Below are 23,617 nucleotides of genomic sequence, written 5' to 3'. Positions count from 1 at the left end.
CGTTGCCTTTCCGCTTCGCGGGGTTATCCGGTCTTTTCCGCCGCGAGTCGGTCAAGCGCGGCGCGAGCGGCGGCGCGGTGCTGCTCGCCAATGTTGCCGCGAACCATGCCGATTGCCGTGATCAGCACGGTGATGTCGTCGGTGAAGCCGAGCCCAAGCACGAAGTCCGGCAGGATGTCGAACGGCACCACGAAATAGGCGAGCGCGGCCAGCAGCGTGGCCCGCACCGGCGCCGGCGTTTCCGGATCGAGGGCGCAATAATAGGCCGCCACGACCTCGTCTAGGAATGGAATGGAGGCGATCGCTTTCCTGATCGTCTTCCAGAAGCGCGAGCGGACACGGGCCTCGTGGCCGTCGGCCGGGCCGATGATCTCGGGGTCGGGGTGATGAGCTTTGCGCATGGGGTCGAGATGGGAATCGGAACCCACGCTGTCAACGGTCGATGCGGTAGATCGGCATGCGGCCGTCTCTCGCCTTGTAGATGCGGGTTTCGAGGGCGCCGAGTGGCTCGATCCGTTCCGGTGCGATGCCGAGCGTCGCCGGATCTATCTCGGTGACGAGGAGCGCCGGCCCGTGCGTGGCGGGATCGTAGGGGATGGTCATCTCGAACTGATCCGCCGGCGCAGCGCCAGGGGCAACATAGGCGCGGACGGAAAGTCCGCTGTCGCGCAACTCGTAAAGCGTTTCCGAGGTCATCGGGCGCTCGACGGTGACGACGGTGCTGACGCCGGCCGCCCGGGCGGCGGCGGCGAGCTTGTCGCCATAGTCCGACCAGTGCAGCAGACGATGAAGCTGCGCCGGCTTTGCCGGCAGCGTCACGTGGCCGACGAGGCTGGTGCCGATGGCGAGGCCGACGGCCGCGGCCGCGTTGATCGCTACCGACAGCTTCAGAAGGCCGCGCCAGCGAGTGTCGACGAGCACGGCGCTGGCGAAGATGACGAGGGCGGGAAAGGCCGTCGCGGCCCAGTTGCCGTGCAGCTTGGCGAAGGCGGCATTGACGCCGATGACGATCAGGATCGGCAGGCTCAGCCACATCATCAGCCGGTCGGCGGCCGGTTTGGTCGAACGCCAGCCGAGAACGGCCGCGAGAACGGCGACGGCGAACAGGATCGGTCCGGGGATGGCGGCCTGGCCGCCGAGATATTCGAAGATCTTGCCGAGCTTGAAGCCGATCGCCTCCCAGCCGGCGTTGTCGCCAGTGTGGTGGAAGGTGACGAAACCGTTCTGGGCGTTCCAGATCAGGTTGGGGAGGAAGCCTGCGAGCCCCCCGAAAAGCGCCACCCAGGTGGCGCCGCTCCGCAAGAGCGGCCGTCGCTCGGCGGCCACCAGGAAATAGACCAGCAGTGAGGCGGGCAGGTAGATCATCGCGTATTTGGCGTTGAGGCCGATGGCGACGGCGCCGGCGAGATAGAGGGCGCGCGGGAGCGAGGCCTTTTCGACGAACCGGACCGTCGCATGCAGGCCGACGCACCAGAAGAACAGCAAGGGCACGTCGGTGTTGAGGATCAGCGACGACAGGCTGACGGCCGGCATCGACACGTAGGCGAGGGCGCTCCAGAAGCCGATGCGATAATCGTAAAGCCGGCGGGCGGCGAGAAAGACGAACCAGGCGGCTGCCGCATGCAGAAGCGGCGCCGGCGTCCGCACGCAGGCGACGCCGTTGCCGCAGATCTCGGTCGTGCCGCGGATCAGCCAGGCGATGAGGCCGGGCTTGGTGAAGTAGCCGAAGGCGAGATCGCGCGACCAGGCCCAGTACTGGGCCTCGTCGTAGGTGAGCTCGAAACCACTCAGGAAGAGGGCGATGAGGCGGAGCGCCAGAAACGAGGCGATGACCAGAAGGGTCAGCCTCGTCCAGTCTCTGTCGGAAGTCAGTTGGGGCTCGGTCATGCTCGGCTCGGCTCGGCTAGCTGGGTGGCCGGGTTTATCAGGTGCGATCATGGCCGGCAAATGACGAATCTCCAGCCTTGCGCGGCTGTCATAGTCGGTTAAATTGCCGGCGATCATTTCGAGCCGCCGGCCAGCCTCCCACCGACCGCCGCGGCTTTCATCTCCACGGAGTTTCCATGAAAAAGGGCGAAGTCAAGAAAGTCGTGCTGGCCTATTCCGGCGGTCTCGACACGTCGATCATCCTGAAGTGGCTGCAGACCGAACTCGGCGCCGAAGTCGTCACCTTCACCGCCGACCTCGGCCAGGGCGACGGCGATCTGGAGCCGGCCCGTAAGAAGGCCGAGATGCTGGGCATCAAGGAGATCTTCATCGAGGACGTGCGCGAGGAGTTCGTCCGCGACTTCGTCTTCCCGATGTTCCGCGCCAACGCCGTCTACGAGGGCGTCTACCTGCTCGGCACCTCCATCGCCCGCCCGCTGATCTCCAAGCACCTGATCGACATCGCCAGGAAGACCGGCGCCGACGCCATCGCCCATGGCGCCACCGGCAAGGGCAACGACCAGGTGCGTTTTGAACTCTCCGCCTATGCGCTCAACCCGGACATCAAGATCATCGCCCCCTGGCGCGACTGGTCGTTCAAGAGCCGCACCGACCTGATCGACTTCGCCGAGAAGCACCAGATCCCGATCGCCAAGGACAAGAAGGGCGAGGCGCCCTTCTCGGTCGACGCCAACCTCCTGCACTCGTCCTCCGAGGGCAAGGTGCTGGAAGACCCGTCGCAGCCGGCGCCCGAGTACGTCCACATGCGCACCATCTCGCCCGAGGAGGCGCCGGACAAGCCGACCGTCATCACCATCGGCTTCGAGAAGGGCGACGCCGTCTCGATCAACGGCAAGCGCATGAGCCCGGCCGAACTGCTGACGGCGCTCAACAAGTATGGCCATGACAACGGCATCGGCCGCCTCGACCTCGTCGAGAACCGTTTTGTCGGCATGAAGTCGCGCGGCGTCTACGAGACCCCCGGCGGCACCATCCTGCTCACCGCCCACCGGGCGATCGAAAGCATCACGCTCGATCGCGGCGCCGCCCACCTCAAGGACGAGCTGATGCCGCGCTACGCCGAGCTCATCTACTACGGCTTCTGGTTCGCGCCCGAGCGCTACATGCTGCAGGCGCTGATCGACAAGAGCCAGGAGAATGTCGAGGGCGAGGTGACGCTGAAGCTCTACAAGGGCAACGTCATCGTCACCGGCCGCGCCTCGCCGAAGACGCTCTATTCGTCGACGCTGGTCACCTTCGAGGACGACCAGGGCGCCTACGACCAGAAGGACGCCGCCGGCTTCATCAAGCTCAACGCCCTGCGCCTGCGCACGCTCGCCAAGCGCGATCGCGGCTGAGATGTTCTGAGTCTTGCCTAAGGAAAGGCCCGCTCCGACGGACATCGGAGCGGGCCTTTCCTCTTCTCTAGATGCGGCGCTTATGCCGCGCGCAGGCTGTCGACGAACTTGCTGACCTCGCTCTGGAGGTCGGCGGACTGGTGTTCGAGCTCGCTCGACAGCGACATCAGGTGCGTCGAGGCGCGGCCGGTCAGTTCGGCGGCTTCGCCGACACCGGCGATGGAGCCCGTCACCGTCTGCGTGCCCTCGGCGGCCCGCTGGGTGTTCTGGGCGATCTCGTCGGTGGCCGCGCCCTGTTCCTCGACGGCGCCGGCGATGGAGGCGGTGACCTCGCGGATCGTCGAGATGGTCGAGGTGATGCGGCCGATGGCCGTCACCGTCTCGTTGGTCGCCTCCTGGATCTCGCCGATCTTGGAGCCGATCTCGTCGGTGGCCTTGGCCGTCTGGGCGGCCAGCTGCTTCACTTCCGAAGCGACGACGGCGAAGCCCTTGCCGGCATCGCCCGCTCGCGCCGCCTCGATGGTGGCGTTGAGGGCGAGGAGGTTGGTCTGTTCGGCGATGGCCCGGATCAGGTTGACCACGTCGCCGATGCGGACGGCGGCGTCGGTCAGCGCCCGCACCTTGGCCTCGGTCCGCGATGCCTCGGCGGCAGCCTCCTCGGCAACACCGGCCGACTTGGAGACCTGCACGTTGATCTCGCGAATCGAGGCGGTGAGCTCCTCGGCGCCCGCGGCGACGGTCTGCACATTGGACGCGGCGGTTTCGGCGGCGCCTGTCACCGACTGGGCGCGACCTGAGGTGGCGTCGGCGGTCTCGGACAGCTCGCGGGCGGCTTCCGCCACTTCGGCCGACGAGCGGGCGAAGCGATCGGCCAGTGCACCCATGGTCGACTGGAAGGCGTCGGCGAGCGCCTGTCGCTCCTGGAGCTGACGCTCGGCGGCGATGCGATCGTTCTCGCCCTGCTCGGCCCTCAGCCTTTCGGTTTCCGACAGTCCCTTGGCGAAGACGTCGAGCGTCCGCGCCATGTCGCCGACCTCGTTGCGATGGTCGGCGTAAGGAATGGTCACGTCGCGATCGCCGGCGGCGACCGCCTTCATGGCGGTGGTGATGCGGCCGATCGGCTTGACGATGCCGCGCGCCAGCAGCCAGCCGAACACCAGCGTCATCGCCATGATGACGCCAAACACCATCATGAGCTGATCCCTGGCCTCGCGGCGGGCTCGGATTTCCGACGTGGAGGCGGCGGTGTCGACGCTGCGAATCATCGAGACCAGGTTGTCGAGCTGCGGTTCCAGCGACTTGTAGCCGTTGGAAAGCTGCTGGTAGATGCTGAGGAACTTCTGCTGCAGCGCAACCCATTGACCGACATTGGCGGTGTATTCCTCGGCGGCCTTGCCGAGCGAAGCCTTGGCGTCGGCGGGGAGCGGGCTGCGGGCCAGCGCGCGGGTGAAGTCCATGGACGTCTTGCCGAAGGCGGTGAAGGCCTGCGGATCGCTCTTCAGCATGAAGTCCTTTTCCTGGGTCCGCATGGTCGCGAACAATGCCGCGAGGTCCGGCGAGGGATTGGCAGCGAGAAGATCGGTCACCGCCTGGCTGGACTTCAGGAGCGCTCCGTTGACGCCCTGCTGCGGGTAGAGGCCGAGCTGCTTCTTGATGTCCAGGATGGCCTTGAAGGACGAGCCATACTCCTCCAGGCCGGCCTTGATCTCGGCCACGTTGGACGCCTTCGACGGGTCGGTCGCCTTGATGCGCGCCTCAAGCTGCTGGATGGTCGAGCCGGTCATGCGCGTCAGGTCGCCGTGGAGGCCCGAGTAGCGCTCGTTGCCGGTGAACAGGAACTCGATTTCGGCGCGGCGGAGCTGCAATGTGGTGGTCTGCAGCGTGCCGGCCAGATCGGCATTGATGCGGGCGCTGGCCGCGCGCTGGCGATAGGCGTTGGCGTTGATGTCCTGCGTCATGTAGAGCCCGCCGATGACAGCGAGGGACAGGAGCGAGAACAGTCCGAAGGCGAACACCTTCGTTGCAATGCGGAACCGCGATCCGATCGCGAATCCCTTGAACCTGAACTTTGGCATTTAGACACTCCCCCGAGTGACCCGGCCCGGCGTCGCGCCCACGTCGGCGCGCCGTCTCCTCCCGACCGGCTTTCATCGCCCCAAGCATCGTCCTCGCCGATTAATTGCGGGTAAAGCGCATTGCCGAAAATGACGCGAGTCAGCGGGAACCGGCGATGACAAGAGTGCCAACTCTGTTGCCTAGCTTATCGGCAGCCCGGCGATTGCGCGGCGCGGCGATTTGCGGGAAGCTCCATCGTCTCCCGCCAGAGGGCTCGTCGTCTTCCATGCCGCTTTCGCTTCTCGTTTCGGCCTTCGTCGCCGCCTTCCTCTATGTCGTCATTCCCGGTCCGGCCTTCATCGCGCTCCTCGGCATCGGCGCCGGGCAGGGGCGGGGTGCCGGCGCCCGCTTCATCGTCGGTCATCTGGCCGGCGACACGTTGTGGACCACGCTTGCGCTGATCGCACTGGTGGGCGCGCATGTGGTGGGGCCGATGGTGTTCGACCTGCTCGGTTGCGTCTGTGGCGCCTATCTCGCCTTCATCGGCTGGCGCGCCTTTCGCGCTCGGCCGCGCGGCGAGGGGCGGGCAGTGATGGCGGTCGAGCGGCCGTTCAGAAGGGGGCTGATCTTCGGCCTCACCAATCCCAAGGGGTATCCGGTGGCGCTCGCCACCTTCACGGCGCTGGTCGGCAGTGTTGCCGACACGCTGTCGTTCGCAAGCCTGCCGGCGCTCATCGCCGCATCCTTCCTCGGCTTTCTCGTCGCCGACGTGGTGATGATCGCCGTGATCGGCGCCGGGGCGGTGCGGCGCTTCTACCGGGCGCACGAATTGGCGATCGTCAGGGGATCGGGATTGTTGTTCATGGGGTTCGCCGCGCAGGCCTTCTGGCACGCGGCGCCGGGTCTGCTTGGGCTGCGAAGGGCGTAAGCAAAGGCGATCCCTCGGACAGGGGGCTCACTGAAGATCAGGCGTCCCGATCTTCCGTCCGCTTTTCTGCGAAGCCAAGAAACAGCGCGGCGAGGGTGACCACCGGAATGACCGTGGCGAAGGCGAGCGGCGGCGAGCCGATCAGCGCCACCGCGCCGGAGTCGACGAAACCGCTGCCCATCTGCGCAAAGCCCAACAGGGCGGCGGCGGCGCCCGCCTTCTCTGGGAACGCGGCCATGGCGCGGGTTGTGAGGTCGGGCGTCACGATGGCGAGCGCGAAGGCGAACAGGGCCACCGGCGCCATCACCGTCAGATAGGATGGTGGAAAGAAGACGATCGACGCCGTCATGGCCAGCGCGCCGACTGTCGCAAGCGCAAGACCCGGCAGCACTAGGTAGCGGGCCGGAACGTGCTTGAGCAGCGCCTTGGTAAGGATGCCGCCGAGAATGTAGGCGCCGGTTTGGGCCAGCATGCCGAAGCCGAAGGCTTGGGGGCTGAGGCCGGCGGTATCGATCAGCAGGAAGGGCAGCGTCGAACTCAGCGAGTAGAAGCCGCCGAAGACGAGGCCCATCGTCAGCGCCGGAAACAGGAAGCGGCGATCGCCGGCAAGGGCGGCATAGGCGCGGGCAAGACCGGAGGGGCTGGCGCGCGCCGGATCGGGCGCCCGGTTGGTTTCCGGCAGGAAGCGGTGGACGGCGACGAGCAACGCGCCGCCGTAGATCACCATCAGCACGAAGATGGCGCGCCAGTCGAAGGCGAGCATGGCGAGGCTGCCGAGCGTCGGCGCCACGGCCGGACCGATGGCGAGGAAGATGCCGATGGTGTTCATCACCCGCGACGACTGCTCGCCGGTGAAGTTGTCGCGAACGATGGCGCGGGCGACCGAAATGCCGACGGCGGCGCCGATACCTTGCACGAGCCGGGCCGCCGTCAGGACGTGAATCGATGGCGCCAGGACGGCGCCGACCGAGCCGACGGCATAGAGCACCAGGAAGGCCAGCGCGGTCGGACGGCGGCCGTATGCGTCGGATAGCGGGCCGCAGATCAGCTGAGCCAGGGCGAAGCCGGCGAAATAGGCGGCAAGCGTCGCCTTCACCGCCGGGTAGGTCGTTGCGAAGTCTCTGACAAGCTCCGGCATGGCCGGCGTGTAGAGCGCGAGCGAAACCGGCCCGAGTGCAATGAGGAGTGAGCCGATCGCCGCGACATGGCGCTCGGTCATCGGGGCATGATGCATGGAACGTTCCGGAAAAGAAGGCCGAAGGCGGCGCTTCTAGCAGATGCAAACGGGTGCTGTTAAGTGTCACCTCGCTTTGCATGGCTGATGATCGGCGGAATAATCAGGTTTTTCTTGCTACCGTCACATTCATTTGTATAGTGCGCGCCAGAATGACGGTCCGGAGGCTCGCTTCGGGCCGTCTGTCTTTTCCCAACCGAGTACGCCCATGCAAATGCGCAACATCGCCATCATCGCGCACGTCGACCATGGCAAGACGACACTGGTCGATGAGCTTCTGAAGCAGTCCGGCACCTATCGCGAGAACCAGAAGGTTGCCGAGCGCGTGATGGATTCCAACGACCTCGAGAAGGAGCGCGGCATCACCATCCTTGCCAAGGCGACTTCGGTGGTCTGGAACGACGTGCGGATCAACATCGTCGACACCCCAGGCCACGCCGACTTCGGCGGCGAGGTGGAGCGCATCCTCAACATGGTGGACGGCGCCATCGTGCTGGTCGACGCCGCCGAGGGGCCGATGCCGCAGACCAAGTTCGTGGTCGGCAAGGCGCTGAAGGTCGGCCTCAAGCCGATCGTCGCCATCAACAAGGTCGATCGCCAGGACGCCCGCATCCACGAGGTGGTGGACGAGGTGTTCGACCTGTTCGCCAATCTCGACGCGACCGAAGAACAGCTCGACTTCCCGATCCTCTACGGTTCGGGCCGCAACGGCTGGTTCTCGACCCAGCCGGAAGGCGGAGAAGCCGACGGCATGAAGCCGCTGTTCGACCTGGTCCTGCGCCACGTCGAGCCGCCGCATGTCGAACAGGACGCCCCGTTCCGCATGATCGGCACGCTCTTGGAGGCCAACCCCTTCCTCGGCCGCCTCGTGACCGGTCGCATCACCTCGGGTTCGGTGAAGACCAACCAGACCATCAAGGTGCTGGACCAGGACGGAAAGGTCGTCGACCAGGGACGCGTGTCCAAGCTTCTGGCCTTCCGCGGCCTTGAACGCACGGCCATCGACGTCGGCGAAGCGGGTGACATCGTGGCGATCGCCGGCCTGACCAAGGGTACGGTGGCCGAGACCTTCTGCGCCCTCGAGGTGACCGAGCCGCTGCACGCCCAGCCGATCGATCCGCCGACCGTCACCATGACCTTCCTCGTCAACAACTCGCCGCTCGCCGGCACCGAGGGCGACAAGGTGACGAGCCGCATGATCCGCGATCGCCTGCTGCGTGAGGCGGAGGGCAATGTCGCCCTGAAGATCGAAGAGAGCACCGAGAAGGATTCCTTCTTCGTCTCGGGTCGAGGCGAGCTGCAGCTGGCCGTGCTGATCGAGACCATGCGCCGGGAGGGTTTCGAGCTGGCCGTGTCGCGCCCGCGCGTCGTGTTCCGCAAGGACGAGACGACCGGCGAGACGCTGGAGCCCATCGAGGAAGTGGTGATCGACGTCGACGAGGATTACTCCTCGGTCGTCGTGCAGAAGATGAGCGAGCGCAAGGCCGACATGGTCGAGATGCGCCCGTCCGGCGGCAATCGTCTGCGCCTCGTTTTCTTCGCGCCGACGCGCGGCCTGATCGGCTACCAGTCGGAGCTTCTGACCGACACGCGCGGCACGGCGGTGATGAACCGCCTGTTCCACGACTACCAGCCGCACAAGGGCGAGCTGCCCGGTCGTCGCAACGGCGTACTGATTTCAAACGATATCGGCGAGGCCGTCGCTTACGCGCTGTGGAACCTCGAGGATCGCGGGCCGATGATGATCGAGCCGGGCTGGAAGGTCTACCAGGGCATGATCGTCGGCGAGCATACCCGCGAGAACGACCTCGAGGTCAACGTGCTCAAGGGCAAGAAGCTGACCAACGTCCGCTCGGCCGGCAAGGACGAGGCCGTGCGCCTGACGCCGCCGATCCGCATGACGCTGGAGCGGGCGCTCGCCTGGATCCAGGAAGACGAGCTGGTCGAAGTGACGCCGAAGTCGATCCGTCTCAGGAAGACGACGCTGGATCCGATCGAGCGCAAGCGTGAGCGGTCCCGCGACGCGGCCGCCTGATCGGCCATCTCGATAGCTATGCGGAAAGGGCGGTGCCACGCGGCGCCGCCCTTTTCACATGAGGCGTCGCCCCTGAAAATGAAAAGGACCGCGTCGGTGCCGACGCGGTCCCTGAAAGTCTTGTTCGGCGCTGGCTGTCAGCCTTCGCCACCCTCGGTGCTGCCTTCGGTCGTCGCCTTGGTGCGGCGGGTGCGCGGACGGGTGGTCGAGGCGATTGGGGTGCCGATCGTGGTGGCCCGGCGGCGCGGAACGCGCTTGCGCGGGGTCTCCTCCTCGCCTCCAGCCTCGGCCGAAGCGGAGGCGGCCACCGGTTCCGGCGACGGCTCGCGGGCGGGTTCGGCTGCGGTACGCTCGGCAGCTGGAGCCGGGCGCTCCGTTACCGGCGCCGGAGCCGGACGCTCGGCTGCCGGGGCAGGGCGTTCCGCGACGGCGACCGGAGCGGGATCGGAGGTACGGGGCTGGCGCTCCAGCAGGAAGGCGGGCAGGCCGGCTTCGGCGGCGGCCGGTGCCGGGCGATGCTCGCGCTCGGCGCGGACGACCGGCTGCGGCGTGTCGGGGAAGCTGACGTCAGGCTGCGGCGCATCGGCCAAGGTGGGCGCCATGGTCGGCTGCGGCTGGCGGTCGCCGCCGCGATTGTCCTGGTTGTTCTGACCCTGGCGGTCGCCGCGGTTGTCGCGACCGAAGCGGTCGAACCGCTGGCGACGATCGCGACGATAGTCGTTGCGATCCTGCTGCTGGCGGTCGCCGTTGTCGCCATTGCGGTTGTTGTCGCCGTTGTTGCGGTTATTGTTGTTGTCGCCGTTGCGATTGTAGTCGCGCTGGCCGTTGTCGCGGTTCTGGTAGCCGCCTTCGCGTTGTTCGCGCGGCTCCCGCTGCTCGTTCGGCTGGCGATTGTTGTTGTCGTACTGGCCGGGCTGGCGAATCTCGATCTGGCGCGGCTCGAAGCGGTCGGAGCCGATCGGCTCGAAATCGTCGTCCTCGCTGTCGTCCTCGCGTCCCTGGGCGGCGGCGGCCTGGGCAGCCTGCGCGGCGGCAATGATGCGGTAATAGTGCTCGGCGTGCTGGAGATAGTTCTCCGCCATCACACGGTCACCGGCCGACGACGCGTCGCGAGCGAGCTGCGTGTATTTCTCGGCGATGTGAAGGGCGGTGCCTCTGATCTTGATATCCGGGCCGTTGGAATCGAATGACCGGGTCAGCGGATTGGGAGCCTTGCGGTTGGGCCGGCCGCGCATCCGTTGCTTGTTCTGCTGGTTCTGCCTCATATGTCCGCTATCTCTTGCCTTCGCGGGTCAAAAAAGCACAAGGCGCGAGGCCGCGAGTCTCGTTGACTGCCGGCTCTCCCTGATGAGGGGGCCGGCGAAGTCGCGGCGCCTGGTGCAAACACATCATCCATCAAGAACGACCGTCAGATCGAGCGCTTACGCCCATGACGGTGTCGCCTCAGCATCCTCTACGTTTGATCGTATCGAGAACGGGTCTGAGCGGGATCCTGGCCCACGCCCTGGCTCTGCCGGCAACCGGACTGTGTGAGCTAGCTCCGACTGCTCATCCGCCAAGGCAAGAGGTCATGCCTCCCGAATACGGCTTTTCGACGGTGACGTCAAATACAGCCGATTCTCTACGGAAGGACCCTAGCTGCTTCGATGCGACTTTCCAAGCTGAATTTTGGCTTCAAGGTCAATAAAGCGAGGGAATTTCAGTCGAATTGCGTGCTTCGCCGCCCTGAGACGACACGCTGGCGACCTCCAAGGTCGCAGTGGACTTCGATTTCGACCAGTCCGGCCGTCCCGAACAGGGCTTCGACAGCCTTACCCTGATCCCAGCCGATCTCGACGGCGAACAATGCACCGGGCACGAGATGGTCGTGGAGGTCACCGACAATGGTCCGGTAGGCGTCGAGCCCGTCGGGACCGCCGTCGAGGGCGAGCAAGGGATCGTGCAGGCGCACCTCAGGGTCGAGGTCGGAGATGACGGCGCTGGCGATGTACGGCGGGTTGGACACGATCAGGTTGAAGCTTCCGGATACGGCGGAGAAAAAGTCGCCCTGCGCGAAGTCCAGCCTGTCTCCGACTCCGTTGCGGTGGGCGTTGTCCCTGGCAACCGACAGGGCGCCGGGCGACAGGTCGGTGGCAACTCCTCGCGCACAGGGCAATTTGGCAAGCAGCGTCACCGCGATGGCGCCCGTTCCGGTGCCGAGATCGAGCAGGCGGAGGCCGTCGCCATGTGGAGAGGCGCCGGCTATGCGACCGGCACGAACGGCGGCGAGCGCCACTTCGACCAGCGTTTCCGTATCAGGTCGCGGTTCCAGCGTGTCGGGGCCAAGAGCGAAATCGAGGCCATAGAAGGATGCCGCGCCGAGGATGCGGCCGACCGGTTCGCCCGCGGCACGGCGGTGGAGCCATTTCTGAAGGCGTTCGACGGCGTCTGGCGCGACCGAGCGATCGGCAGCGGCGAGCATGTCGAGCCGGCTGGCGCCGGTGGCCGCCTCTACCAGCAGGCGGGCGTCGATGTCCGCCGTGTCGATGCCGGCGTCCTTCAGGCGTCGGCGCGCGGCGACGAGCAAGGCGCCGAGGGTTGGGGCGTCGCTCATGCCTCGGCTTCGGCGAGCAATTTGGCCTGATGGTCCGTGATCAGGGCGTCGATGACATCGTCGAGGTCGCCCTCCATCACCTGCGGCAGCTTGTAGAGCGTCAGGTTGATGCGGTGGTCGGTGACGCGCCCCTGGGGGAAGTTGTAGGTACGGATGCGCTCCGAGCGGTCGCCCGAGCCCACCTGACCGCGCCGGTCGGCGGCGCGGGCGCTGTCGGCCTTGTCGCGCTCGATCTCGTAGAGGCGGGCGCGCAGCAGCTTCATCGCCTTGGCGCGGTTCTTGTGCTGCGACCGCTCCTCCTGGCAGGCGACCGCGATACCGGTGGGAATGTGCGTGATGCGGATGGCGCTGTCGGTGGTGTTGACGTGCTGGCCGCCGGCACCGGACGAGCGGAAGGTGTCGACGCGGAGATCGCTTTCGTTGATGGCGATGTCGACTTCCTCGGCCTCCGGCAGCACCGCCACGGTGGCGGCCGAGGTGTGGATGCGCCCCGAGCTTTCGGTGACCGGCACGCGCTGCACCCGGTGGACGCCGGATTCGAACTTCAGCCGGGCGTAGACGCCGGCGCCGTCGATCGAGGCGATGATTTCCTTGTAGCCGCCGAGCTCGGCTTCTGACACGCTCATGATCTCGACGCGCCAGCCGCGCGTCTCGGCATAGCGCTGGTACATGCGGAAGAGATCGCCGGCAAACAGCGCCGCCTCGTCGCCGCCGGTGCCGGCGCGCACTTCCAGGATGGCGCTCTTGTCGTCGGCACGGTCGCGCGGCAGCAGGGCGATGCGGACGTCCTGCCTCAACGCTTCGACCTTGTCGGCGAGCTCGGGCCGTTCGGCTTCGGCGAGCGCCCTCATGTCAGCGTCGGTGGCGGGATCGGCCAGCATCGTCTCGATGTCAGCGAGCTCGCGGTCGGCCTCGCGCAGGGCGCGGATGCGGGCGATGAGCGGCTCCAGTTCGGCGTAGTCGCGGGACAGGCGCACGAAGGTGTCGGCATCCGGGTTGCCGGCCAGCCGCGCTTCAAGAATGGCGAAACGGTCGAGGAGGGCCTCGAGACGAGCGTCGAAGGGAGTCATGCCTAGGCGGGAGCCTTGATCGGGAGCCGGGTCAATTGAGCGGGATATCGCGCGACTCGGCGAAGTCCTGCAGGAGCTTGCGAATCGGCGGGCCGTCGGGGCGGTTGAGGGCCGGCGCCAGCAGCGCTTCCAGCTCGCCGAGGTTGACCGAACGGATCATATCCTTGACGGGACCGACCGAAGTGGCGGCCATGGACATCGACCGGAAGCCCACTGCCATCAGCGCCATGGCGGTCAGCGGCGTTCCGGCCAACTCCCCGCACAGCGTGGCCGGCTTGCCGTATTCGGCCGACTTGCGGGCGATGGTGCGGAGCGCGCGCAGGAAGGACGGCGAGAGGGAGTCGAAGCGTTGTGACACCTTGGCATTGCCGCGGTCGACGGCAAGCATGAACTGGAACAGGTCGTTGGTTCCGACCGACACGAAATCGACCACCGACAGGAGTTCGTCGAGTTCGAACAGCAGGGCCGGCACCTCGATCATGGCGCCGAGCTTCAGCGACGAGGGCAGGGCGTGGCCGTGCTTTTCCAGGAAACGCTGCTCGCCCTTCACCAGCTCCTTGGCCTTCACGAACTCCTCGACCGTCGAGATCATCGGGAACATGACGCGCAGCTCGCGGCCGCCGGCGGCCTTGAGGAGGGCGCGTATCTGCGTCCTCAGGATGACGGTGCGGTCGAGCCCGATGCGGATGGCGCGCCAGCCCATGGCCGGGTTTTCTTCCTGCACCGAGCGGGTGAGGTAGGGCAGAACCTTGTCGCCGCCGATGTCGAGCGTGCGGAAGGTGACGGGCCGGCCGGTGGCGCCGTCGAGAATCTTGGAATAGAGCTCCGCCTGCTGGCCCAGCTTGGGGAAAGTGGGCGCGATCATGAACTGCAGTTCGGTGCGGAACAGGCCGATGCCGTCGGCACCCGACTCGTCGAAATGCGGCAGGTCGAACAGCAGGCCGGCATTGGTGTTGAGGGCGATGCGCACGCCGTCGAGCGTCACCGGCGCCTTGAAGCGCAGCTGGCGATAGCGTTCCTGCCGGCGGGCACGGAAGCGGACCTTGGTGACGTAGGCCTGCTCGACGTCGGCCGGCGGGCGCAGATGCACATAGCCGCTTTCGCCGTCGATGATGATGCTGTCGCCGTTCTCGGCTAGCGACACGACGTTGGCGAGCTGGCCGACGGCCGGAATGGACAGGGCGCGGGCGACAATGGCCACGTGGCTGGTCGAGGTGCCTTCCTCGAGCACGAGGCCGCGCAGCTTGGAGCGATCATAATCGAGCAGTTCGGCAGCGCCCATCGAGCGCGCCACGACGATGGCGTTCTCCGGCAGCTCGGTGTTCTTGTCCTTGCCCATCAGCTCGCGCAGCAGGCGATAGGTCAGGTCGTCGAAATCGTGCAGGCGTTCGAGCAGGTAAGGGTCGGTCTGCCGCTGCATGCGGGCGCGGGTATCGGACTGCACCCGCTCCACCGCCGCCTCGGCGGAGAGGCCGGAACGGACGATCGCCTCTTCCATGCGCCGCGTCCAGCCGCGGTCGTAGGCGAACATGCGGTAGGCTTCCAGCACGTCGCGATGCTCGCCGTGATGGGCGACCTCGCCGCTGTCGATCATGTCGTCGATGGACAGGCGCAGGTTGGCGATGGCGGCGGTGAGCCGCTTCACCTCCTGCTCGGGGTCCTCGGCGATGAAGTTGGTGACGACGACGCGCGGCTCGTGCAGCACGACGTGGCCGAGGCCGACGCCGTCCGACAACACCACGCCGGGCACGTGCATGGGACGGTTGAGGTCGAGGACCGTCTGCTGGGCGGCGGCGAGGCCCAGCACTTCGCCGGAGGCGATGATCTCGGCGATGATCATGCCGGTGGTCTGAAGCGCCTCCTCCTCCTCCTCGGAGTAGGTCTTGCGGACGCGGTTCTGCACCACCAGGACGCCGAGCGTGCGGCCCGAACGCAGGATCGGCACGCCGAGGAAGGAGTGGTAGGCCTCCTCGTCGGTGCCGGGAATGTAGGAGAAGGCGGGATGTTCCTGGGCGTCGGCGAGGTTGAGCACCGCCGCCTCCGCGGCGATCAGGCCAACGAGGCCCTGGCCGACACGGAGCGAGGCCTTGTGGACGGCGTCGCGGTTGAGGCCTTCGGTGGCAAACAGTTCGAGTACGCCGTCGGCACGCAGGACGTAGAGCGAGCAAACCTCCGCGACCATGTTGGCCGCGATGGTAACGACGATCTTGTCCAGTCGCTCCTGGGCGCTGATCGGCTCCGCCATCACCTCGCGGAGGCGGCGGAGCAGAACGCGCGGTCCGGAAAGGCCTCCCCGCATCGTCGGCTTCCTGCTCTCTCCCGCGGGCCGGAACGGCGCCAGGCCGGCCGACGGGCTCATCCACTCCATATTGCCAGCCCTAGCGCTTTTTGCGGCCGGCTTGAAGCCATCAATATGGCAGCGTCTCCTTGCGGGCGGCTGCCGGAAAACGGATGGCTTCAGAACGTTGATAAGGCCTCGCCGTTCGGCCGGCGAGGCCCTTTTCCGTGAGTGCTCGACAAATCGGCGTGAGCGCGCCGGCTGGACCGGTCGGCGCCGGGACCTCTCCGGCGCCGGCTAGCCGTGTCAGGCCTTGTCGAGTCCGTAGACCGAATGCAGGGTGCGAACGGCGAGTTCGGTGTAGGCTTCGTCGATGAGGACGGAGATCTTGATCTCGGACGTGGTGATCGCCCGGATGTTGATGCCCTTGTCCGACAGCGCCTTGAAGGCCTGGGCGGCGACGCCGGCGTGGCTGCGCATGCCGACGCCGATCACCGACACCTTGCACATGCCGGTGGTGCCTTCGAAAGTCTTGTAGCCGATCTCGGCCTTCTTGTCGTTGAGCACGCCGGTGGCGCGCTCGTAGTCGGCGGCCGGCAGCGTGAAGGTGATGTCGGTCTCGGCCCCGTCGGCGGAGATGTTCTGGACGATCATGTCGACGTTGACGTTGGCGTCGGCCAGCGGTCCGAACACGGCGGCGGCGACGCCCGGCTGGTCCGGCACGCGGCGGATGGAGATCTGCGCCTCGTCCTTGGAGTAGGCGATACCGGTGACGACTTCCTGTTCCACGATCTCGTCCTCATCGCAAATGAGCGTTCCGAACGGGTCGCCGTTCGGCATGGTCTTGGGGTTGTTGGGGTCCTCGAAGGAGGACCGTACGAAGGTGCGGACCTTGTGGACCATGGCGAGCTCGACGGAGCGCACCTGAAGCACCTTGGAGCCGAGGGAGGCCATCTCCAGCATCTCCTCGAAGGAGACCTTGTCGAGGCGGCGCGCCTTCGGCACGATGCGCGGGTCGGTGGTGTAGACGCCGTCGACATCGGTGTAGATGTCGCAGCGGTCGGCCTTCACCGCCGCCGCGATGGCGACGGCCGAGGTATCGGAGCCGCCGCGGCCGAGCGTCGAAATGCGTCCGTCCGGACCGATGCCCTGGAAACCGGCGACGACGGCGACGCGGCCGGCCTCCATCTGTTCGATGACGCGCGTACCGTCGATCGACTGGATGCGCGCTGCGCCATGGGCGCCGTCGGTGACGATCGGCAGCTGCCAGCCCTGCCAGGAGCGGGCGTCGACGCCCATTGCCTGCAGCGTGATGGCGAGGAGACCGCTGGTGACCTGCTCGCCCGAGGCGACGACGGCGTCGTATTCGCGGGCGTCGTGCAGGGCGGAGGCACCACGGCAAAGAGCGACCAGTTCGTTCGTCTTGCCGGCCATGGCCGACACGACGACGGCGACCTGATGGCCGGCGTCGACCTCGCGCTTCACATGGGCCGCGACATTGCGGATCCTATCGAGATCGGCGACGGAGGTGCCGCCGAATTTCATCACCAATCGAGCCATTTTCCGACGTCGTTTCCTGAGGGGCGGTAACCCCATTGCGAGAGGTGAAAATGCGGGGAACCGAATGGTACCCGCAGGGCCGCGCCCTCAATACAGGAAGGTGCGCCGCCGGGCAATCGCGGAGGCGATTGCTTGTTTGTTTTCCGCCTCAGGCGCCGGCGGGTGGTTCTTGACTGCCTCAATTGCGGGCGGGCCTCCGGCCCTCGGCTTTCGCTTCGCTTTCCGTCTTTCGGGGCTTCGTCCCGAAAGACCCGCTGCGCGCGGCGCCACTTGGCGCCGGAAGTGGTTTTTGCTCGCCTCAGGCGCCGGAAGCCGCTGGACGCGGCTTCGGGTGCTGTTCCTGTATCGTCAGTTGGTTGTTCAGAGCCGGAAGATGGCGCGGGCCCAGGTGACGAGATGCTCGAAGAAGGGCGTTACGGCGCGCAGGCGGCCATAGTCGCCGGCGCAGCCGTGGTGAAGACCTTCGTAACGGCGGAAGTCGAGCGTGACGCCGGCGGCGGCGAGGCGGCCGGCGTAGGCTTCGCCCTCGTCGCGCAACACGTCGCATCCGGCCGTCAACAGCACGGTCGGCGGCAGGCCGGCGAGGCTCTCGGCCCGCAGGGGCGAGGCGTGAGGATGGACGCGCCCGGCCGGGTTGGGCACGTAATGGTCCCAGAACCAGGCCATGTCGTCGGCCGTGAGGCCGAAACCATCGGCAAACTCGGTGTAGGACGGGTGGCCGGCGGCGATGTCGTCGGTCACCGGATAGATGAGCATCTGACCGGAGAGCGCCGGGCCGCCCTCGTCGCGGATGCGAAGGGCAGTGACGGCGGCGAGGTTGCCGCCCGCACTGTCGCCGCCGACGATCAGCTTGGCCGGGTCGACGCCCAGAGCCTTGGCGTGGGCGGCAACCCAGCGGACGGCGGCGAGGCAGTCGTCGCTGGCCACCGGGAAGCGATGCTCGGGCGCCATGCGGTAGTCGATCGACACCACCACTGCGCCGACGGAGGCGCAAAGGTTGCGGCAGACGTTGTCGTGGGTGTCGAGCGAGCAGAGCACCCAGCCGCCGCCGTGGATGTAGACGATGCCGGGCAGGACCTCGCCCTCGCCGAATGGCCGATAGACGCGAGCGGCGATGGTGCCGCCGCCAGCGGGAATGGAGATGGTCTCCACCGCCTTTACCGGCGCGCCGGCAACGCGTTGCTCGGCCTCGGCACGTGCCCGCGCGGCCTGGGCCGACAGCTCCTTGAGCGGCGGTTCGCCGCGCGCGGCGGCAGCGGCGAGGTCGGCGGCGATTTCGGGGTGAAGCGGCATGACATCCTCCAACGTGTATTTTTCACGAGTGAAGCGCTTCAGAACGGCGCCGGAAAGAGTGCTTTTCCGCTTATGACCAGAATTCGTGGGGTCACCGGCGATCGAAGCCGAGGGTTGACTTGGCGGCCGGGCGGTTCGAAAAGTCGGTGGCCTATCCCGGCAACAGCCTTGCGGAGAATCCCATGACCGAGGTGAAGCGTGACAGCGTCGATCAGGCCGAAGTCGATCGCTTCTCGGCGATGGCCAAGGAGTGGTGGGACCCGAACGGCAAGTTCAAGCCGCTGCACCGGTTCAGTCCGGTCCGCCTCGCCTATATCAAGCGGGAGGTTTGCCGGCATTTCGGCCGCGATGAGCGCGCCGCCGATGCCTTTGCCGGCCTCGATTTCCTCGATATCGGTTGCGGCGGCGGCCTCGTCTCCGAACCGATGGCGCGGCTTGGCGCTACCGTCACCGGCGTCGATCCTTCGCCAGTCAATATCGAGGTGGCACGCCTGCACGCCGCCGAGACCGGCGTGACCGTGGACTATCGGGCGACCACCGCCGAGGAGCTGCTCGCTGCCGGCAACCGCTTCGACGTGGTGCTGGCGCTGGAAGTGGTCGAGCATGTCGCCGATGTGCCGGCGTTCCTCGCCACGGTGGCGGATCTGGTGAAGCCGGGCGGCCTCGTCATTGCCGCCACGCTCAATCGCACGCTCAAGGCCCTCGGCCTTGCCGTGGTCGGCGCGGAATACGTGCTGCGCTGGCTGCCGCGCGGCACGCACGACTGGAAGAAGTTCGTCAAGCCGGAGGAGCTGGAAGCGCCGTTGCAGGATGCCGGCCTGACGTTGCTCGACCGGCGCGGCGTCGTGTTCGATCCCATTCGCTTTGCCTGGAAGGAAAGCGACGACACCGACGTGAACTACATGGTCTTGGCGGCGCGCCCGGCAGTTTCCTCCTGACGCTCGAAGGCGGCGGCCGGCAAAACGGCGCTCCGGTCACGGGGCGTCCTGCTTGAAATCAGTCGGGATCGCCAGGCGCGATCTCGATGCGCTCTTCGTCGTCCTTGAGCGGCTCAAAGCGGCTTTTCAGAACCTGAAACGTGTTCGGAGCGATGAAAAGGCTTCCGGCGAGGCTGCGGTTTCGCCTGCTGACGCGCTCCCAGGCCATATCGTCGGTGCAGTTGAGACGATAGAGAACGGCTTCGCCGCCGTGGTCCGCGACAACGGCCCGGGTTCGCTCCCGTTCCGCCCAGGTCCAGAATCCAAAATCCAGGATCACGCTGGTTCCCAAGTCAAGGCAGCGTGTCCAGGTGGTCTCCATGACGGTGAAGACGCGGCGGGCATAGTCCGGAAAGCGCTCCGCCGGTGGGTCCTCGCCGTAGAGCTGGTTCATCCACTCGTCGTGGGTGAAGCGAAGAGCCCGTTCCTCATTCTCCAGACGCTTGGCGAAGGTCGTTTTCCCCGACCCGACGAAGCCATGGAGGAGAAAAGCTTTCGGCTTCTGATTCATGTCTTGTCCGAACGGTGACGTCTGGCGTCGGGACATGCCGATCTCGGCCGCGCGCGCCGACTTAATTGCGCTCGCCCGGCAGAACGGGCAGCGGCAGAATGTCGATACCTTCCTCGACGAGCGCGCGGGCGTCCTCCGCCGTGGCTTCGCCATGAACGGCACGAACCGGGGCCTCGCCGAAGTGGATGCGGCGCGCTTCCTCAGCAAAGCGCTTGCCGACATTCTCGGAGCCGTCGAGCAGCGCGGCCTTGATTTCCTTCAGCTTCTCGATGAACTCGCGGGCCTCTGGCGGGACGGCGACGAGTTGCTTGTCCTGCGGGGCGGCCGGAACGACGGCCTTGCTTTCCGACGTCGTGACGTTGGGCCGCATCAGTGCCTTGCTGACCGATGTCGAGCCGCACTCGGGGCAGGCGCAAAGACCGGCCGACGACTGGACGTCGAAATCCTCCGAGGAACGGAACCACCCCTCGAATTCATGGGCATTGGAACAGACGAGCGAATAGCGGATCATGAGCTTCAACATGGCGCGCCGGCTTTGCCATCGCAAGACCGGCGCTACTTTTTTGCCGGGCCGGCGGTCAGAGCGTGAACCGGCGCTCGTTCTCCAGCGAGGGGATGCGGGCGCGGGTGAGTTCCACTTCGTCGAGGTCGATGTCGGCGACGACGACGCCGGGGTCGGCGTGGTCGGCTTCGGCGATCACCTTGCCCCACGGGCCGACGATCAGCGAGTGGCCGTAGGTCTCGCGGCCGTCCTCATGCGTGCCGCCCTGGGCGGCCGACACCATGAAGCAGCCGTTCTCGATGGCGCGGGCGCGTTGCAGCACGTGCCAATGCGCTTCGCCGGTCTGGCGGGTGAAGGCGGCCGGCGCCCCCATGATCTCGACCTCGGCATGGCCATAGGCGCGGAACAGCTGCGGAAAGCGCAGGTCGTAGCAGATGGCGAGGCCGATCCTGGTTCCTGCCGCCTCCACGACGATGGCGCTCTCGCCCGGCGTGTAGGCGGCGCTTTCCCGCCAGGTCTCGCCCATGGGCAGGTCGACGTCGAACATGTGGATCTTGTCGTAGCGGGCGAGAAGATCGCCCGTTGGGGCGAAGACATAGGCGCGGTTGGCGATCTTGCCGTCGTCGCGGCGAATGGCCAGCGAGCCGAAATGCAGGGTGATGCCAAGCTCGCGCGCAAGATCGGCGCCGCGGGCGACGAAGGGGTCCTTCGCCTCGACGGCCAGTTGTCCCAGCATGTCGGCGCGGTCCCGCTCGATGATGTTGGTCATCTCCGGGGTCTGGACATAGGTGGCGCCGGCGGCGGCGGCATCGCGAATGAGGGCCTCGACCTCGGGCAGGTTCTTCGACGGATCGCGGCCGGACCGGAGCTGGACGGCGGCGACACAGAGCGGACGCGTCATCTTTGTTTCCTTAGCCTGCGAGAAGGGCGTCAAGGCGGCCCTCGGCGTCAAGCGCGTAAAGGTCGTCGCAGCCGCCGACGTGGGTGTTGCCGAGGAATATCTGCGGGAAGGTGGAGCGGCCGGAGCGCTGCATCATCTCGGCCTTGAGGGCGCGGTCGCTACCGGCGTCGATCTCGGTAAAGGCGGCCCCCTTCCGGTTCAGGAGCGCCTTGGCCCTGACGCAGTAGCCGCAGCCCTCGCGGGTGTAGATGGTGACCGGAACCATGCGGGCCTCCTTGAATGAGAACTCTCGATGCGAATCTATAGCCCGCTTCAACGCGGCGCCACAACCCGCGCCAGGGTCAGCACGTCGACGGCCGCGGCGCCGGCGGCGAGCAGCGCGCGGGTTGCAGCCTCCAGAGTGGCGCCCGTGGTCAGCACGTCGTCGACGAGGATCGGCTGGCGGCCGGCGAGCATGGCCTTCCTCGCGGCGGGCACCATGAAGGCGCCGCGCATGTTGCGTTCTCTCTCATCTAGACCAAGCCCGACTTGTCGGGGCGTGCGGCGCGTGCGCAGGAGGAGACGGGTGGCGACCGGCAGGCCGGTGAGACGGCCGACCTGGTGCGCGAGCAGGGCTGCCTGGTTGAAACGCCGGCTGGCGAGCCGTCCCCAGTGTAGCGGTATTGGCACCAGCATGTCGGCGTCAGCGACAAGTTCATGGGCGACCCGAGCCATCCAGGCGCCGAGCATGGGGGCGAGATCGGTGCGGTCGGCGTATTTCAGCGCATGGACGAGGTCCGGCACGGGACCTTCGTAGGAAACCGCCGAACGAGCGCGGGCAAAGGCCGGAGGGCTTGCGACCGCGGGCGCGGAGAGTATGCCGGGGCCGAGGTCGATGGGCAGCGGCGTGCCGAGCCGCTCGCACCACGGGCGCTCCAGGAAGAGGACCTTCTGCCAGCAGTCGCTGCAAAGCCCGCCGGCGCTGCCGAGGCGGGCGCGACACACGGGACAGGAGGGCGGCAGCACGAGATCGGCAACCCCGCCGCAGGCGGCGCGAACAAGGCGTCCCGTAGCAGCAACGGCATGGAAACGTACCACTCGCCGGCGCGGGATAGTGGGGGAAAGGGGAAGCCAGATCTCGGAGTCTGCCGCCATGGTCGCTCGCCGGTTGCGGAGGGAATAAAGCACGCGCGGCAGTCATCTGCCAGTGGGCATATGCTCGCTGGGATTTGACGCCTCGATGCCGGCCGCCTATCACCCTGTCGAACCTGTTGCCGGAGGCTCGCCGATGACCCCCGTGATCTTCGACCGCTCCCTGTTCGCCCGCCGGAGGGCGCGGGCGCTTGCCGAGCGGCGTTCCGGCGCCGACTTTCTTCTGATGCTGGCCGCTGACGATCTTGCCGATCGCCTTGCCGCCGTCGACCGGCACTTCTCGCGAGCCCTGGTGGTCGGCGATCCGACCGGTCTGCTCGCAGGCCGGATCGCCGCCGGCCGGGTCGACACGGTGGTCCGCGCCGATCTTCTGGTTCCCGGCGTCGATGGCGGCGGTATCGCCGTGATCGACGATGAGGCGCTGCCGTTCGCAAACGGCGCCTTCGACCTCGTCATATCCTCGCTGGCCCTGCAGTTTGCCAACGATCTGCCGGGTGCGCTGATCGAGGCGCGGCGCGTGCTTCGGCCGGACGGCCTGTTCCTCGGCGTGTTGGCCGGTGGCGAGACGCTGACCGAACTCCGGCAGGCATTCCTGACGGCGGAAAGCCGTCGCACCAGCGCCAGCCCGCGCGTCGCGCCGATGGCCGAGGTGCGCGACCTCGGCGGTCTGTTGCAGCGAGCCGGTTTCGCGCTTCCGGTGGCCGACCAGGATCGGCTGACGCTGCGCTATTCCAGCGCGCTGGCGCTGATGGACGACCTCAAGGCCATGGGGGCGACCAGCGTTCTGGTCGACCGTCGCCGTGGCCTGACCGGGCCGGCGCTCATAGCCGAGGTGGCGTCGGTCTATCAGGAGATGTTCGGCGATCCCGACGGGCGCGTCAGGGCCAGTCTTTCGCTGGTATCGCTGTCGGGTTGGGCGCCGCATGAGAGCCAGCAGAAGCCGCTTCGACCGGGCAGTGCCAAGATGCGCCTCGCCGACGCACTGAAGTCCCCGCCCCGGACGAGTGATTAACTCGACGTCGACATCTTGCCGGCGAGATACTCGAATGTGTTGCTCATCTGGTTGGACACGTCGGTCATGCTCATCATGCCGATCAGTGCCAGGCCGACCATCATCAAGAGGATGCCATACTCGATGGCGGTGGCGCCTTCGGTGTCGCGCAGGAGGGCATCGAGCCGGCGCAATCCCCGTTCCGGACGCTTCGTCGCCATGCTGCCGCCTCTTCCTTTTCGGGAATGCCATGATCGGCCGGCCGCGCGGCCAG

General features: G+C 66.8%; 21 protein-coding genes. 5 read left to right on the top strand and 16 right to left on the bottom strand.

All coding sequences use genetic code 11. The features are described from left to right. Nucleotides 1–23: 23 nt before the first annotated feature. Nucleotides 24–401: a YkvA family protein gene (locus M4J39_RS13545; protein ID WP_254004923.1), complete on the bottom strand. Its 378-nt coding sequence runs from the start codon at nt 399–401 to the stop codon at nt 24–26. A 31-nt stretch (nt 402–432) separates the two neighbouring features. After that, nucleotides 433–1,887: a glycosyltransferase family 39 protein gene (locus M4J39_RS13540; protein WP_251728737.1), complete on the bottom strand. Its 1,455-nt coding sequence runs from the start codon at nt 1,885–1,887 to the stop codon at nt 433–435. Nucleotides 1,888–2,063: 176 nt separating this feature from the next. On the opposite strand from M4J39_RS13540, the gene M4J39_RS13535 reads away from it, so the two are divergent. Further along, the gene (locus M4J39_RS13535; protein ID WP_251728702.1) at nt 2,064–3,284 is read left to right on the top strand and encodes an argininosuccinate synthase; all 1,221 of its coding nucleotides are present in this window, start codon (nt 2,064–2,066) and stop codon (nt 3,282–3,284) included. Between the two features lie 80 nt (nt 3,285–3,364). Here the strand turns inward: M4J39_RS13535 and M4J39_RS13530 are convergent, their stop codons facing one another. Further along, nucleotides 3,365–5,359: a methyl-accepting chemotaxis protein gene (locus M4J39_RS13530; RefSeq protein ID WP_251728692.1), complete on the bottom strand. Its 1,995-nt coding sequence runs from the start codon at nt 5,357–5,359 to the stop codon at nt 3,365–3,367. A gap of 266 nt (nt 5,360–5,625) precedes the next feature. On the opposite strand from M4J39_RS13530, the gene M4J39_RS13525 reads away from it, so the two are divergent. Continuing rightward, on the top strand, nt 5,626–6,267 hold the full coding sequence (locus tag M4J39_RS13525; RefSeq protein ID WP_251728690.1) for a LysE family translocator: 642 nt from the start codon (nt 5,626–5,628) through the stop codon (nt 6,265–6,267). 37 nt (nt 6,268–6,304) lie between these two features. Here the strand turns inward: M4J39_RS13525 and M4J39_RS13520 are convergent, their stop codons facing one another. Further along, on the bottom strand, nt 6,305–7,501 hold the full coding sequence (locus M4J39_RS13520) for a multidrug effflux MFS transporter (RefSeq protein ID WP_251728688.1): 1,197 nt from the start codon (nt 7,499–7,501) through the stop codon (nt 6,305–6,307). A 208-nt stretch (nt 7,502–7,709) separates the two neighbouring features. Between M4J39_RS13520 and typA the strand changes: the two genes are divergently transcribed. Then, nucleotides 7,710–9,536, top strand: coding sequence for a translational GTPase TypA (gene typA / locus M4J39_RS13515; RefSeq protein WP_251728686.1), 1,827 nt, complete (start codon nt 7,710–7,712; stop codon nt 9,534–9,536). Nucleotides 9,537–9,673: 137 nt separating this feature from the next. On the opposite strand, the gene M4J39_RS13510 is transcribed toward typA, so the two are convergent. The 6 genes from M4J39_RS13510 to M4J39_RS13485 all read right to left on the bottom strand — a co-directional run bounded on the left by M4J39_RS13510 (nt 9,674) and on the right by M4J39_RS13485 (nt 18,330). Then, on the bottom strand, nt 9,674–10,801 hold the full coding sequence (locus M4J39_RS13510; RefSeq protein WP_251728684.1) for a DUF4167 domain-containing protein: 1,128 nt from the start codon (nt 10,799–10,801) through the stop codon (nt 9,674–9,676). Nucleotides 10,802–11,235: 434 nt separating this feature from the next. Continuing rightward, nucleotides 11,236–12,129, bottom strand: a complete 894-nt coding sequence (prmC, locus tag M4J39_RS13505; RefSeq protein WP_251728682.1) for a peptide chain release factor N(5)-glutamine methyltransferase — start codon at nt 12,127–12,129, stop codon at nt 11,236–11,238. After that, complete coding sequence (prfA, locus tag M4J39_RS13500) at nt 12,126–13,199, bottom strand: peptide chain release factor 1 (protein WP_251728680.1); 1,074 nt, start codon at nt 13,197–13,199, stop codon at nt 12,126–12,128. The genes prmC and prfA overlap by 4 nt, the downstream gene beginning before the upstream one ends. Before the next feature lie 31 nt (nt 13,200–13,230). After that, entirely contained in the window at nt 13,231–15,498 is a 2,268-nt protein-coding gene (ptsP, locus tag M4J39_RS13495; protein ID WP_251728678.1) for a phosphoenolpyruvate--protein phosphotransferase, read from the bottom strand. Nucleotides 15,499–15,783: 285 nt separating this feature from the next. Next, the gene (locus M4J39_RS13490; protein ID WP_251728676.1) at nt 15,784–17,037 is read right to left on the bottom strand and encodes an aspartate kinase; all 1,254 of its coding nucleotides are present in this window, start codon (nt 17,035–17,037) and stop codon (nt 15,784–15,786) included. Nucleotides 17,038–17,397: 360 nt separating this feature from the next. After that, complete coding sequence (locus M4J39_RS13485) at nt 17,398–18,330, bottom strand: alpha/beta hydrolase (protein WP_251728674.1); 933 nt, start codon at nt 18,328–18,330, stop codon at nt 17,398–17,400. A gap of 182 nt (nt 18,331–18,512) precedes the next feature. Here M4J39_RS13485 and ubiG point away from each other — a divergent pair, with 182 nt between their 5' ends. Next, a complete protein-coding gene (ubiG, locus tag M4J39_RS13480) occupies nt 18,513–19,268 on the top strand; it encodes a bifunctional 2-polyprenyl-6-hydroxyphenol methylase/3-demethylubiquinol 3-O-methyltransferase UbiG (RefSeq protein WP_251728673.1) in 756 nt (251 codons plus the stop codon). 58 nt (nt 19,269–19,326) lie between these two features. Here ubiG and M4J39_RS13475 read toward each other — a convergent pair whose 3' ends face one another. From M4J39_RS13475 to M4J39_RS13455, 5 genes are all read right to left on the bottom strand, one after another. After that, a complete protein-coding gene (locus tag M4J39_RS13475; RefSeq protein WP_251728671.1) occupies nt 19,327–19,818 on the bottom strand; it encodes an AAA family ATPase in 492 nt (163 codons plus the stop codon). A 61-nt stretch (nt 19,819–19,879) separates the two neighbouring features. Further along, the gene (locus M4J39_RS13470) at nt 19,880–20,341 is read right to left on the bottom strand and encodes a DUF1178 family protein (protein ID WP_342398929.1); all 462 of its coding nucleotides are present in this window, start codon (nt 20,339–20,341) and stop codon (nt 19,880–19,882) included. Between the two features lie 55 nt (nt 20,342–20,396). Continuing rightward, the gene (locus M4J39_RS13465) at nt 20,397–21,221 is read right to left on the bottom strand and encodes a carbon-nitrogen hydrolase family protein (protein ID WP_251728669.1); all 825 of its coding nucleotides are present in this window, start codon (nt 21,219–21,221) and stop codon (nt 20,397–20,399) included. A 10-nt stretch (nt 21,222–21,231) separates the two neighbouring features. Further along, nucleotides 21,232–21,486 (bottom strand): glutaredoxin 3, encoded by a 255-nt coding sequence (grxC, locus tag M4J39_RS13460; protein WP_251728667.1) that lies wholly within the window; start codon nt 21,484–21,486, stop codon nt 21,232–21,234. A 47-nt stretch (nt 21,487–21,533) separates the two neighbouring features. Continuing rightward, a complete protein-coding gene (locus M4J39_RS13455; protein ID WP_251728665.1) occupies nt 21,534–22,355 on the bottom strand; it encodes a ComF family protein in 822 nt (273 codons plus the stop codon). Nucleotides 22,356–22,488: 133 nt separating this feature from the next. Between M4J39_RS13455 and M4J39_RS13450 the strand changes: the two genes are divergently transcribed. Continuing rightward, nucleotides 22,489–23,364 carry a methyltransferase domain-containing protein gene (locus M4J39_RS13450; RefSeq protein ID WP_251728664.1) on the top strand — a complete coding sequence of 292 codons (876 nt, stop codon included), beginning with the start codon at nt 22,489–22,491 and terminating at the stop codon, nt 23,362–23,364. Here M4J39_RS13450 and M4J39_RS13445 read toward each other — a convergent pair. Continuing rightward, complete coding sequence (locus M4J39_RS13445; protein ID WP_251728662.1) at nt 23,361–23,564, bottom strand: Flp family type IVb pilin; 204 nt, start codon at nt 23,562–23,564, stop codon at nt 23,361–23,363. The genes M4J39_RS13450 and M4J39_RS13445 overlap by 4 nt on opposite strands. Between the last annotated feature and the right edge of the window lie 53 nt (nt 23,565–23,617).

Source organism: Pleomorphomonas sp. NRK KF1, assembly GCF_023721755.1.
GTDB lineage: Bacteria > Pseudomonadota > Alphaproteobacteria > Rhizobiales > Pleomorphomonadaceae > Pleomorphomonas.
This window is presented reverse-complemented; position numbering and strand designations above follow the sequence as displayed.

Bases quoted from the DNA above. Each gene is read 5' to 3' on its own strand.
- M4J39_RS13545 (WP_254004923.1), bottom strand. From the start codon at position 401: ATGCGCAAAGCTCATCACCCCGACCCCGAGATCATCGGCCCGGCCGAC.
- M4J39_RS13540 (WP_251728737.1), bottom strand. From the start codon at position 1,887: ATGACCGAGCCCCAACTGACTTCCGACAGAGACTGGACGAGGCTGACC.
- M4J39_RS13535 (WP_251728702.1), top strand. From the start codon at position 2,064: ATGAAAAAGGGCGAAGTCAAGAAAGTCGTGCTGGCCTATTCCGGCGGT.
- M4J39_RS13530 (WP_251728692.1), bottom strand. From the start codon at position 5,359: ATGCCAAAGTTCAGGTTCAAGGGATTCGCGATCGGATCGCGGTTCCGC.
- M4J39_RS13525 (WP_251728690.1), top strand. From the start codon at position 5,626: ATGCCGCTTTCGCTTCTCGTTTCGGCCTTCGTCGCCGCCTTCCTCTAT.
- M4J39_RS13520 (WP_251728688.1), bottom strand. From the start codon at position 7,501: ATGCATCATGCCCCGATGACCGAGCGCCATGTCGCGGCGATCGGCTCA.
- typA (WP_251728686.1), top strand. From the start codon at position 7,710: ATGCAAATGCGCAACATCGCCATCATCGCGCACGTCGACCATGGCAAG.
- M4J39_RS13510 (WP_251728684.1), bottom strand. From the start codon at position 10,801: ATGAGGCAGAACCAGCAGAACAAGCAACGGATGCGCGGCCGGCCCAAC.
- prmC (WP_251728682.1), bottom strand. From the start codon at position 12,129: ATGAGCGACGCCCCAACCCTCGGCGCCTTGCTCGTCGCCGCGCGCCGA.
- prfA (WP_251728680.1), bottom strand. From the start codon at position 13,199: ATGACTCCCTTCGACGCTCGTCTCGAGGCCCTCCTCGACCGTTTCGCC.
- ptsP (WP_251728678.1), bottom strand. From the start codon at position 15,498: ATGCGGGGAGGCCTTTCCGGACCGCGCGTTCTGCTCCGCCGCCTCCGC.
- M4J39_RS13490 (WP_251728676.1), bottom strand. From the start codon at position 17,037: ATGGCTCGATTGGTGATGAAATTCGGCGGCACCTCCGTCGCCGATCTC.
- M4J39_RS13485 (WP_251728674.1), bottom strand. From the start codon at position 18,330: ATGCCGCTTCACCCCGAAATCGCCGCCGACCTCGCCGCTGCCGCCGCG.
- ubiG (WP_251728673.1), top strand. From the start codon at position 18,513: ATGACCGAGGTGAAGCGTGACAGCGTCGATCAGGCCGAAGTCGATCGC.
- M4J39_RS13475 (WP_251728671.1), bottom strand. From the start codon at position 19,818: ATGAATCAGAAGCCGAAAGCTTTTCTCCTCCATGGCTTCGTCGGGTCG.
- M4J39_RS13470 (WP_342398929.1), bottom strand. From the start codon at position 20,341: ATGTTGAAGCTCATGATCCGCTATTCGCTCGTCTGTTCCAATGCCCAT.
- M4J39_RS13465 (WP_251728669.1), bottom strand. From the start codon at position 21,221: ATGACGCGTCCGCTCTGTGTCGCCGCCGTCCAGCTCCGGTCCGGCCGC.
- grxC (WP_251728667.1), bottom strand. From the start codon at position 21,486: ATGGTTCCGGTCACCATCTACACCCGCGAGGGCTGCGGCTACTGCGTC.
- M4J39_RS13455 (WP_251728665.1), bottom strand. From the start codon at position 22,355: ATGGCGGCAGACTCCGAGATCTGGCTTCCCCTTTCCCCCACTATCCCG.
- M4J39_RS13450 (WP_251728664.1), top strand. From the start codon at position 22,489: ATGACCCCCGTGATCTTCGACCGCTCCCTGTTCGCCCGCCGGAGGGCG.
- M4J39_RS13445 (WP_251728662.1), bottom strand. From the start codon at position 23,564: ATGGCGACGAAGCGTCCGGAACGGGGATTGCGCCGGCTCGATGCCCTC.